The organism is Carnobacterium sp. GW821-FHT04C06 (assembly GCF_059420345.1).
In genome coordinates this window covers 1-12,356 of the sequence record NZ_JBWKTN010000002.1, presented here as the reverse complement: position 1 = coordinate 12,356, position 12,356 = coordinate 1, and the positions used below count along the sequence as shown (strand labels likewise).

Annotated in this window: 7 protein-coding genes, 6 tRNA genes and 2 rRNA genes; 1 reads left to right on the top strand and 14 read right to left on the bottom strand. The window is 34.4% G+C overall.

What is annotated here, in order from left to right; translation table 11 throughout:
* Window positions 1-174 precede the first annotated feature (174 nt).
* From glmS to AC07SW_RS03310, 10 genes are all read right to left on the bottom strand, one after another.
* On the bottom strand, window positions 175-1,980 hold the full coding sequence (glmS, locus tag AC07SW_RS03355; protein WP_135022418.1) for a glutamine--fructose-6-phosphate transaminase (isomerizing): 1,806 nt from the start codon (window positions 1,978-1,980) through the stop codon (window positions 175-177).
* A 356-nt stretch (window positions 1,981-2,336) separates the two neighbouring features.
* Complete coding sequence (glmM, locus tag AC07SW_RS03350; protein ID WP_119907585.1) at window positions 2,337-3,695, bottom strand: phosphoglucosamine mutase; 1,359 nt, start codon at window positions 3,693-3,695, stop codon at window positions 2,337-2,339.
* A gap of 54 nt (window positions 3,696-3,749) precedes the next feature.
* The gene (locus AC07SW_RS03345) at window positions 3,750-4,883 is read right to left on the bottom strand and encodes a CdaR family protein (protein WP_034571554.1); all 1,134 of its coding nucleotides are present in this window, start codon (window positions 4,881-4,883) and stop codon (window positions 3,750-3,752) included.
* Window positions 4,880-5,719 (bottom strand): diadenylate cyclase CdaA, encoded by an 840-nt coding sequence (gene cdaA, locus AC07SW_RS03340; RefSeq protein ID WP_119907584.1) that lies wholly within the window; start codon window positions 5,717-5,719, stop codon window positions 4,880-4,882. Before cdaA ends, AC07SW_RS03345 begins: the two co-directional genes overlap by 4 nt.
* An 84-nt stretch (window positions 5,720-5,803) precedes the next feature.
* The gene (locus AC07SW_RS03335; protein ID WP_494632231.1) at window positions 5,804-8,305 is read right to left on the bottom strand and encodes a YfhO family protein; all 2,502 of its coding nucleotides are present in this window, start codon (window positions 8,303-8,305) and stop codon (window positions 5,804-5,806) included.
* Between the two features lie 166 nt (window positions 8,306-8,471).
* Window positions 8,472-8,544 (bottom strand) — tRNA-Lys (locus AC07SW_RS03330).
* A gap of 9 nt (window positions 8,545-8,553) precedes the next feature.
* Window positions 8,554-8,669, bottom strand: a 5S ribosomal RNA gene (rrf, locus tag AC07SW_RS03325).
* A gap of 56 nt (window positions 8,670-8,725) precedes the next feature.
* Window positions 8,726-8,797, bottom strand: a tRNA-Gln gene (locus AC07SW_RS03320).
* 4 nt (window positions 8,798-8,801) lie between these two features.
* Window positions 8,802-8,885, bottom strand: a tRNA-Tyr gene (locus tag AC07SW_RS03315).
* Window positions 8,886-9,253: 368 nt separating this feature from the next.
* Window positions 9,254-9,325: transfer RNA gene (locus AC07SW_RS03310), tRNA-Glu, on the bottom strand.
* Between the two features lie 303 nt (window positions 9,326-9,628).
* Here AC07SW_RS03310 and AC07SW_RS03305 point away from each other — a divergent pair.
* Window positions 9,629-11,455, top strand: a complete 1,827-nt coding sequence (locus AC07SW_RS03305) for an APC family permease (protein WP_494632230.1) — start codon at window positions 9,629-9,631, stop codon at window positions 11,453-11,455.
* A gap of 67 nt (window positions 11,456-11,522) precedes the next feature.
* Here the strand turns inward: AC07SW_RS03305 and AC07SW_RS03300 are convergent, their stop codons facing one another.
* From AC07SW_RS03300 to rrf (AC07SW_RS03285), 4 genes are all read right to left on the bottom strand, one after another.
* Window positions 11,523-11,795 (bottom strand): GNAT family N-acetyltransferase, encoded by a 273-nt coding sequence (locus AC07SW_RS03300; protein ID WP_034571568.1) that lies wholly within the window; start codon window positions 11,793-11,795, stop codon window positions 11,523-11,525.
* Between the two features lie 118 nt (window positions 11,796-11,913).
* Window positions 11,914-11,986 (bottom strand) — tRNA-Thr (locus AC07SW_RS03295).
* 27 nt (window positions 11,987-12,013) lie between these two features.
* Window positions 12,014-12,087 (bottom strand) — tRNA-Asn (locus AC07SW_RS03290).
* Window positions 12,088-12,102: 15 nt separating this feature from the next.
* Window positions 12,103-12,218 (bottom strand): 5S ribosomal RNA (rrf, locus tag AC07SW_RS03285).
* Window positions 12,219-12,356 lie beyond the last annotated feature (138 nt).

Genomic DNA, 12,356 nt, shown 5'->3' with positions numbered 1-12,356 from the left:
GGAACAAAAATTTAGCAACTAAGAACAGCGCTTATTTTAATCAATTTAAAGTATAACATCTTAATAAAAAAATAACACAATTAAACATTTAAAATCTACTAAAAAATCAGTGTGATTCTACCTAATTTCAAAAAAAGAAACCAACTTGGAATTTTCCAAGTTGGTTTCTTTTCATTATTCAACGGTTACACTTTTTGCTAAATTTCTTGGTTTATCCACATCATTTCCACGATGCAAACTTGTATAGTAAGAAAGAAGTTGAGTGGGAATCACACTAATTAGCGGTGTTAACAACGAATGTACTTGAGGTAAAATGAATTGATCTTCCTCTTCTGCTACGTCTTCCATCGCAATAATCATGCTATGAGCGCCACGAGATTTAACTTCTTGAACATTTCCTCGTGTATGTCCAGCAATAGATTCTTCAGTAATAATCGCCATAACTGGAGTCCCCTCTTCAATCAAGGCAATTGTTCCATGTTTTAATTCTCCTGCTGCAAATCCTTCTGTTTGAACATATGAAATTTCTTTTAATTTCAGCGCTGCTTCCATAGCAACATAATAATCCATTCCACGACCAATATAAAAAGCATTTCTGCTGACGCTTAAATATTCGGTAGCTAGTTGTTCTAATCGCTCTTTTTCATCAATGATCGTTTCCATTCCTGTTGCAACAAGCGCCAACTCGTGGACTAAATCGAAGTTTTGAGCCAGCCCTTTAGCTTTTCCAACAACATCTGCAAGAACTGCTAACACTGCTATTTGGGCTGTATAGGCTTTCGTTGAAGCGACTGCTATTTCTGGTCCTGCATGAAGCAACAAGGTAAATTGAGCTTCTCTAGAAAGTGTAGAGCCGGCAACATTGGTAATGGTTAATGTTGGATGATTCAATTCATTAACTTTCACAAGCACTTGTCGACTATCTGCTGTTTCACCACTTTGAGTTAAGAAAATAAAGAACGGCTTTTCAGTTAACAATGGCGTATTATAGCCAAACTCACTTGATAGATGAACTTCAGTTGGAATATGTGTCAATGATTCTAATAATTGCTTTCCGACCCATCCAGCATGGTAACTTGTGCCACAAGCAACTATATAAATACGATCACTTGCTAGCATCGTCTCCGTAATAGCTGAATCAATTTCTAATTGCTGCTGTTCCCCTTGATAGTGTTGCAAAATTTTACGCATAACAGCTGGTTGTTCATCAATTTCTTTTAACATATAATACGGATAAGTTCCTTTTTCTAAGTCATTTAAATCAATTTCAGCTGTATACGGTAATCGATTGATTTCTTTATTTTCTGCATTTTCAATTTTGATAGCTGTTGCTGTAACCGTTACTACCTCACCATCCATTAACTCAACAAATTGATTGGTTACTTGGATCATTGCCATAGCATCACTACAAACTACATTAAACCCTTCTCCTAAACCAACTAGTAATGGACTTTTATTTTTCGCAACATAAATTGTATCAAACACATTTTTATCCATCAATGCAAGGGCATATGATCCCTTCAAAAGACTTACTACTTTTTTAAAAGAGGCAAGTGTTGTTAATCCTTCTAATGAAAATTTTTCAATCAATTGCACAATCACTTCTGTATCTGTGTCACTAACAAAATCAACATCTGATAAATACATTGATTTTAGTTTAGTAAAATTTTCAATCACGCCATTATGGACAAGCGTAAAACGACCGCTTTGAGATTGATGAGGGTGAGCATTTATCACACTCGGAACACCATGTGTTGCCCATCTAGTATGGCCAATTCCAATGCTTGCTTCAACATCTTGACGAACAATGTTACGTAACGCTAAAATACGACCTTTTTCTTTAAATAGATGGTCTTGCTTCGTATCATTAATAAGATAAATTCCAGCAGAATCGTACCCACGATATTCTAATTTTTCTAACCCCTGTAATAACACTTCTTTTGCATTTTGATTTCCTACTACTCCGACAATTCCACACATAAATAAAATCCTACCTTCTGTTTGATATAGTTGTCGTTTCTAGGTACTTGGCAATTTCTTTGTTAACAAATCACTTTGTATTTTTAGAATTGCCTGTAGACTGCACTGCCTAGAGCCATCCGCCGAATCTTTCGATAAGCTCTCTCCTCGTCACCATTTTTTTGATAAAATGGCCTGGCGCTTCCATTGGTATACCACTGGATTTCATTTTAACATCTAGAAACACAACTAATTTTATAACATATACATGTAATAGTCAAATTTATCTATATTAACAAAAGAATTGGTATATATTAAAAAACGTTATCTGAAAGATTCTTAAAGAAGAATTTTTTAGATAACGTTTTGAGATTAGCTTACTCAGCCAATCCTATTTCTTGACGAACAACATCTGCAATTCGATCAACATATTGATTCACTTTTTCTTCTGTTGGAGCTTCTCCCATCACACGTAATAACGCCTCTGTCCCACTTGCTCGAACTAAAATACGTCCGTCACCGTTCATTTCAGTTTCAACTTCCTCAATTACCGCTTTAATAGCTGGGACTTCCATCGCACCATTTTTATCAGCTACGCGAATATTCACTAATTTTTGTGGATATGTTGAAACTTCTGCTGCTAACTCAGATAATTTTTTACCTGTTTGCTTCATCACATTCAATAATTGAATTCCAGAAAGCATCCCATCACCCGTTGTGTTGAAATCTAAAAAGACCATATGTCCTGACTGTTCTCCACCAAAGTTATAGCCATTTTTGCGCATTTCTTCCACAACATAACGATCTCCAACTTGTGTTTGTAGAGCAGTCATTCCTGCTGCTTCAACGGCTTTGTGAAAACCTAAGTTACTCATAACAGTTGCAACAATTGTATCTTTTTTCAAACGACCTTTTTCCATCATGTATTTTCCACAAATATACATAATTTTATCACCATCAACAATTTGACCCAATTCGTCAACTGCAATGATTCGATCGCCATCTCCATCAAATGCTAAACCTGCATCTGCACCTTTTTCTAAGACTAGCTCAGCTAGTTTTTCAGGATGAGTCGAACCAACATTATCATTAATATTAATGCCATTAGGAGTATCTCCCATAACATCAAAATCAGTTTCTAAATCAGCAAACAAGCGATTTAACAATGGCGCAGTTGCTCCATTTGCTCCATCAAGACACACATGTAAGCCTGAAAGGTCTGCAGGGATTGTCTGCTGTAAGAATTGTGTATATTTCAATGCACCTTCTAAATATTCATCTACAGTTCCTAAACCAGCTGCACTTGGACGAGGTAAATTATCTACTTCTAAATCTAATAAAGCTTCGATTTCCAGTTCTTGATCATCTGAAAGTTTAAATCCATCTGCTCCAAAGAATTTTATTCCATTATCTTGAGCTGGGTTGTGAGAAGCCGAAATCATCACACCAGCAACTGCACCTTGTACTCTTGTTAAATAAGAAACTCCAGGTGTTGAAATCACACCTAATTGCATTACTTCTATCCCTACTGATAACAATCCAGAAATTAACGCTGTTTCTAATAATTGTCCTGATATTCTTGTATCGCGACCTACTAAAACACGTGGATGCTCAATACCTTCTGCATGTTGATTCAAAACATGCCCCCCAAAACGGCCTAATTTAAACGCTAATTCTGGAGTTAATTCTGAATTTGCCACTCCTCTAACGCCATCTGTACCAAAATATTTTCCCATGATAAAATTTCTCCTTTATGAATTCATTTCATTCTGCTATCTCAGTCAACTTGATTAATTGCTGGAATCTTCTTTTGATTCTGAACTTTCACTTGAGCTACTTGAACTTTCTTTACTGGAACTACTGGAACTGCTTGATGAACTACTTGAAGGAGTAGATTCCGAAATAATACTCTCACTTGTTGGAGGACTAATGACTTCCCCACCAGAATTTGTAGATACTGTGTCGCTAACGGTAATCACAACTTTTATAGTGATTGGACTAACTGAAGTAATGCCATCAGGCAGTGATAAGGCAATCTCTTTTGTCGTTGTTTCAGTAATTCCCGTCACATCAACACTAACAGGGAAACTACTTAGACTTTCTAAAAAGTTTTTATCTCCAGTAACATTAACTTTTGTTTGATCTCCTTTAATTCCAAGTTTATAGGTTTTCCCTGCAACGGGTGTTCCCGTTTGATTCAGCATAATAGGCACATCTTTGCTAGCTGACTTAACTGGGATTGATACTTGAACTTCCTTAGGATTGATATTAACATCTAGCTTATTGCCACTTTCATCTAAGACCTGAACGGGAACTTTTTGATTGATATCTTTTGTTACTCCATTTTCAGGGGATACTGTAGCATAGACTTTACTGATTTTATCAATTGTTGACTCTGCTCCCGAAATTTGCACCGTGTTATAGTCTAATGTCGGAGTTCCCGCTTCATAACCTCTTGCAAGCAAAGCTTTATTAAATTCAACATCGACATTAAATGTTTTTATTTTTTTATTTTCAATTATGATAGTCGCATCACTTGGCGTAAGAGTTACCGCAAGCTCATCACTAAAACCTTCTGGAGTTAAATTAATTTTATGAGTTCCCACTCCTAATTTATTCAGGTTTTTTGCAACAACTTTAAAGTTTTGTGCAGTGATGGTTTGTTGGATAATATTCTTGGACCCTTCAATTTTAACAGAAACCGTTTCAGGTAATCCAGAAACGAAATACTTATCTTGATCCACATCAACCGTAATTGGAACATTTGAAATCACTTGTGAACTATTTACACTGAGTCCATCAATGGGATTACTCGTACTAATACGACCATTATTTTCAAAATTCACATAGCTAAACAGCAACAACGCAAAGACTAAAGCGACAATTCTTAAAAACCAAGGATTATTATAAATCTTCTCAATCATTTAGAACCATCCTTTCTCAAGCCTTCAATAAACTCTTGAACCGGATTTTTTTTAATTGTTTCTTCTTCAACAATTAATTCTTTTTCTAAATATCTAATAAAGTCTTCTTGTGTTAAGTCTCGTAAAAGCTCACTATTACGAGTCACACTCACACCACCAGTTTCTTCAGATACAACAATTGTTAACGCATCTGTCACTTCGCTTAAACCGATTGCCGCTCTGTGTCTTGTACCAAGCTCTTTAGGAATAAGAGAACTTTCTGACAAAGGTAAGTACCCTGCTGCTGCTGCAATTTTATAATCCTTAATAATCACTGCACCATCATGTAATGGCGTATTTGGAATAAAAATATTAATCAGTAGCTCACCAGATATATCTGCATCTAGCGGTATACCGGTTTCAATATATTCATCTAAGCCTGTTTCCATTTGAATAGAAATCAGTGCTCCAATTCTTCTTTTAGCCATATATTGAACGGATTTATCCAGTGCTTTGATTAACTGCTCACCAGGATTAACTTGTCTTTTGGTTCTTCCAAAGAGCGAACCACGACCTAAATGTTCTAAACCTCTGCGAATCTCTGGTTGAAAAACAATGATAGTTGCTAACACACCCCATGAAATAATTAAATCCATGATCCAATCAATCGTTTCTAATTTAAGGAAGAAGCTAACCATCTTAATTACTACGATTACAGCCATTCCTTTTAATAGTTGGACAGCTTTTGTACCTTTTAACAATGAAATCAGTTTATAGATAAAAAACCAAACAACTAATATATCAATGACGTTTAATAAATGACGCCACGTAATGAGTTGTGACCAATCAAATGTCATCTATACACCTCCAACTTTCTAACTTTACTATTAACAATTTTAATTATAACACAATTTTTATAGGGAAGATGCAACTTAAAAAACCTAATTTTTTATCCCCTCTCTTTTTTTAAACAACTCTAAAGAAAGTAAACTTATGAGAGACATTAAACTAATCACGCTACCAAATAAGAAGCCTTTTGGAATAAAGCTTAATTCAATTTGATGGGAGCCTTTTGACAAAGAAATCCCCATAAAGTCATCTAATACGCGATCCGCTTTAATTTTCTTACCATCAACTTTAACTACCCAATTTTTATCATACGGAATAGACATATACAATAAATTGTCATTGTCTTTAATGTCGACAGTCGCTCTAATATGATTGTCCTTCCAATCTGTAATCATCAATCGTTTCTTTGTTAATTGATCTTTAACCTGATTTAATACTGTTTCATCTAAAATTTGAATATTTGTTGAATCAATACTTATTTCATCCTTTGTTTTGAAGACTAAATTTGCTGACTCACCCTTTTTAAGTTCTCCTAAATTAAGCAGTGCTTGATTACGAATCTCTACTTTAGGGGCAATTAATCGATTATTCATATAAACTTCGATGGTTTCCATTTTGTTATTTGGCAAATACAAATACGCTGTACCATCGTTCTCAGCAGTAAAACGATATTCATTTTTAGTTTCTTTTTTAACAACAGCAGGCTTAAAAATTTCTTCCCCATTTTTTGTCAAATTAGCCGTAATTTTATTTTGATTTTCAAAGGGTGATTTAGTCATAAAATGAACAGATTTAATTTCTTCAGGAACTACATAGCCTAAACTCGTCGGGAAAGCTTCATGAATTCTATGAATCACTGCGTTACCTGATTCCTCTTCGCTAATCTTGTATCGAACATTAAATAGATAATCAAGCAATTCTGTTTGCCCAACACTGCTAATTCGGCGTTCATTTTTACTATTCAAACCTAAATTTTCAAGTGTTTTCCTTAGGGAATCATTTAATGTTGAACTATAGTAAGGTGTACTATGATAATTGTATAAAAAACTACTATTATATCCATTATCAATTCCTTGTATACTATTATCCATTCGGTATAAGTCAGAATCTTTCTCATTTATGGGATCAATTAAATTCGTCAATTCTATCATATCTGACCTAAAACGAGACTCACTTTCAAATGGTGTTGCTCTTAGCATTTGTTCAAAATTAACACCTATTTCCACTGCCACAATTAAAAAAAGTAGAATTTGCTTTCGTTCACTTAATTTTGACCATCCAATTAAGCAGCCATTGATACTTATAAATAAAATGGATATCCAAAATAATCTACTATCCAGCTTTTCTCCAACAGTTGAAAAATAGTTGCTATAAAAATACCCAATTCCCAATAAGACAATTAAAGAAAAACAAATTTTCCCAATCAAACTGGCAGAAACCTCATCACGTTTAAGCCACGTTTCGTAAGCCAGTTTAATCAATAAAAAACTCAACATATAAGAATTACGATAAGGAAAACCTGCTGTTTCTTGAAACATATGCCAAATCGTATTAAATAGCTGTAACCAAAAACTCAAGAAAATAAAGCCTATTAAAGCAAAATTACCCCATTTATCTTTTTTAGATACCTTTTTCAAAAAGAAAAAAGCGATTGCTAAGATCAAAACAAAACTCCCCACAAAAAAACTAGGAAGATGTTCTAATCTAGTTTGGAAATTTGTATGATCAATTCCTAATTGAGTAAATATTTCTAAACCAAATAATGGAGTAGGCAGAAAAATATGCCAATCAATCACAGATTTCCCCGTCTTTAACATACCAAAAACGGCTGGAGCTAATATCACTCCATTTAACCCTGCTCCAATCAACGAATACCCCATAAATTTTAACCAATTGGATTTATTAATCGAAATATATTCTTTCCAAGATTGATAGTTTGTTCGAACGACTGTCCAATAAATAAAATACATTAATGCAAAAATACAGGTCATATAGCCTAAATAATAATTTGTAAAAATCGTACTAAATAGAATTAAACAATAAAATACAGTTCTTCCTTCATCAACTAACCATTGAATTCCCAGTGCAAGCAACGGAAGAAAAATTAGCGCATCCATCCACATAATATTGTACATATAAATTCCAACATAACCAGAGAGTGCATAAATCATTGCAAAAAAAAGTTGAGAAAAGTCATTTCTATGATATGTTTTTCGTAAATAATAGTACATACTGCCAGACATACAAGCAATTTTCAAGAAAAGAACATATGTAACTGCTGTTGAAAGATACGTTTGTGAGACAAATAAAAAAATAAGATTAAATGGACTCATTAAATAATAGGCTGCCAACGGTAGAAATGAATCTCCCATACCACTAGAAAAAGAATAAAGCAGACTACCCTCTCCAAAAAATATTGCTTTTAATTGCGCAAAAAATGGCACGTATTGTGTCCCAAGGTCACTTACTAATAAATTGGCATCTCCAAAAGGGACAATTCCTTTACTAATAAAAATCGGTACCAAAATGAACAACGGCATTAAAAAGCTAACAAGTTGTTTTTTATTTAATTGTTGCATTTTCTTCATTAACATTTCAAAACTCCATTCTTTAGTTTCTTAACTTTAAAATTATTTTACTAACGGAATTTTAATTATACCATGTTCTTATTAAGGATTACTAAAGAAATCCTTAATAGTAGTTGACTATGTATAAAAATACAAAAAAAAGCATTTATAACAATTTGTTATAAATGCTTAATGAGTCATGTAGGATTCGAACCTACGACCCTCTGATTAAAAGTCAGATGCTCTACCAACTGAGCTAATGACTCAATATAACTGCATGGCAACGTCCTACCCTCACAAGGGGAAACCCCTAACTACTATCGGCGCAAAGAAACTTAACTACTGTGTTCGGCATGGGAACAGGTGTATCCTTCTTGCTATCGATACCACACAAATTATTTAATTCATTCTACATATCTATTACATAAAATATAAACATTGTAGAGACTGGGCTAGCTGGATTCGAACCAACGCATAACAGAGTCAAAGTCTGTTGCCTTACCGCTTGGCGATAGCCCAATAATGGTGGAGGGGGGCAGATTCGAACTGCCGAACCCAAAGGAGCGGATTTACAGTCCGCCGCGTTTAGCCACTTCGCTACCCCTCCATTTAGAGAAGTCTTGTTAATCAATTAACTCAACGAAAGTTATTATAACAGGATTAACAATCTCATGTCAACACCAATTTTCAAAATAGATAAATGGATTGATTTCTTTGTTGACACATTTCGTAACAACTTCATTATTATAATATAGATTTGAAAAATTGGCAATACCTTTTAGGCAGTTTTTATGAATTAAAATTAATTTAATCATCAAAAAGTGATAATTTATACATAAACTACTGGCCATAAAATTAATTCACTTGATTTCTCTCTATTAGATAGAAATCTTTCCAAAAAAATATATGATAGGATCGTCAGGTTCCTCATGTAATAAACAAAAAAAGAGTCAAGAATAAACTTGACTCTTTTTATGACCCGTACGGGAATCGAACCCGTGATACCGCCGTGAAAGGGCGGTGTCTTAACCGCTTGACCAACGGGCCATAAGCACAAGATTTATTATATAAAGAAATGACACATTTGTAAAGTACTTTTTTCATTATTTCCATTTTAATTGAATCCTTTGACTTCTTCATTAATTTTTGTTAGCTTTTAGATACTTATTCTTATATATAATGTGCTATTTTTATTGAAATTTTAGCTTAATAAACCTGATTTTTATTTTTATTAAAATTTTCTTTTTCTTCATTAGAAATTAGTACTTGATAATAGCTAAAAACAGGTATATAATCACTTGTTTGTGAGGGTAAATTTATATCTAATAAAACAATAAGGAGTTAACTAAAATGTGGAGTGTGATTAAACGTTATTTAATTGGAAAACCTTTAAAATCTTCTGAAGAAGGAGATCAAAAGTTAGGGAAATTTAAAGCTCTTGCTCTTCTTTCTTCTGATGCACTGTCTTCTATTGCATATGGAACCGAACAAATCGTTTTGGTTTTAGCGGCTCTTTCGACAGCTGCTATATGGTATTCCATTCCAATAGCTGGATTTGTTTTAATTTTATTATTAGCACTTGTTCTTTCATATCGACAAATTATCCATGCTTATCCTCATGGTGGTGGGGCCTATATGGTTTCTAGTGAAAATCTAGGACAAACCGCTGGCTTAATCGCTGGAGGCTCTTTATTAGTAGATTACATGCTGACTGTTGCTGTTAGTGTATCTGCTGGGACAGAGGCAATTACGTCCGCTCTGCCAATGCTCTATCATTACAAAGTACCAATTGCTATTATTATTGTCTTTTTAATCACCGCAATGAACTTAAGAGGTTTGCGAGAATCAGCTTCCTTCCTAATGTTTCCTGTTTATTTATTCGTAGCAGTTATTACAATATTGATTGTTGTTGGTATTGGTAAAATTATTCTTGGATTAGCTCCTTTCCATGCAACTGCAACGATTGGTGCAGTTGTTCCTGGAGTTACATTAGGTCTATTACTTAGGGCATTTTCTTCGGGTTCGTCTTCTTTAACCGGAGTTGAAGCCATTAGCAATGCCGTTCCTTTTTTTAAAGCTCCTCAAGCAAAAAATGCTGCTGGTACGTTAGCTTTAATGGGTGGAATCTTAGGATTCTTCTTTGCTGGTATTACATTTTTAAACTATTGGTATGGAATTGTTCCAACAGAAAAAGTTACTGTTCTTTCTCAAATTGGAACGGCAATTTTTGGACAAGGAATTTTCTTCTATTTATTACAATTTTCTACAGCATTTATTTTAGCCTTAGCTGCAAATACTGGTTTTTCTGCTTTTCCAGTGCTGGCTTTTAATTTAGCAAAAGATAAATTCATGCCTCATATGTACTTAGCCAAAGGCGATCGTCTTGGCTATTCAAATGGAATCATTACCTTATCACTTGGTTCCATCATCTTGATATCCATTTTTAATGGGGAAACATCCCGTCTAATCCCTTTATATGCAGTAGGGGTATTTGTACCATTTACCTTATCACAAACTGGTATGATCATTAAATGGAATCGTGAGCGCCCTAAAGGATGGATGGTCAAATCTATTTCAAATATTGTTGGAGCTTTAATCTCCTTCTCAATTTTTTCAATTTTATTATTTTACCGTTTATCAGAAATTTGGCCATTTTTCGTTATCATGCCTATTATGCTTTATATCTTCTATAAAATTCATGATCATTACAAAAAAATTGCGTTACAACTTCGCATTGAACAGTCTGTACCCGTCACTTATAAAGGGAATACCGTTGTTGTTTTAATCAGTAACGTTACGCAAGTAACCAATGAAGCACTAAATTATGCCAAAAGTATCGGTGACAACATAATTGCGATGCATGTTTCTTTTGATGAAAACCCTGAAAAGGAAGAAGAATTTGCTACTGAATTTCGAGAAAAATACCCCGATGTTCGTCTAGTAAATTTGCATTCTTCATACAGAACCATCATTGCTCCAGTCTTGAGATTTGTAAAATTAGTTCAGAAAAAATCTAGTAAACAAGGTTACACTACGACTGTCTTAATTCCTCAATTTGTTCCTAAAAAACCTTGGCAACACATTCTTCATAATCAAACTAGTTTACGCTTACGAGCAGCACTGATGTCAAAAGAAAATATCATCGTTTCAATTTATAGTTACCACTTAAAAGAATAATCAAAAAGAAGCCATTACTAGAGTTACGAGTAATGGCTTCTTTTTTGATTTAGACGCTTATCAAAAATTAAGCTTCAATGTCTTTATATTCAGGCTTACGTTCAAATTCAGCTTTAGCATACGGACACAAAGGAACAATTTTCTTACCTTCAGAACGCATTTCATCAACTACGCGTTTTACAAGTTGACTTGCTATTCCCTGTCCTCTTAATGAAGGATCTACAAAAGTATGATCTAAAATAACCTTATTTTCACCTGTTGGTACATAGGTAACTTCTGCAATCATTTTACCTGTCTCGTCGTTCTTATAAAAGCGATTTTCTGATTTCTCAAACTCCATGTAAACACATCCTTTACTATTTGTTACAATTAGTTTACCACTATTTATACAATTTGACCAATAATGCACAAAAAAAGAGCCTTATAGGCTCCTTTTTATAAGAAACATAGAATTATTAAGCCACTTGCCGGATTTGAACCGGCGACCCCTTCCTTACCATGGAAGTGCTCTACCGACTGAGCTAAAGCGGCGACCTAAAATTTGGATAAAAAAAAATACTCCGCAAGTAGGACTCGAACCTACGACATCATGATTAACAGTCATGCGCTACTACCAACTGAGCTATTGCGGAATAATTATAAAAAAAGCGTGGCAACGTCCTACCCTCACAAGGGGAAACCCCTAACTACTATCGGCGCTGAGAAGCTTAACTTCTGTGTTCGGCATGGGAACAGGTGTATCCTTCTCGCTGTCGCCACCACACTTCTTATTTAGTTGAGACAACTTCGTTCTCTCAAAACTGGATATTGTAAGCGCAATTTACTTTTTGATTCATGTGTTCCACCATTTATTTGGTTAAGTCCTCGACCGATTAGTATTGGTCCGCTCCATACATCGCTG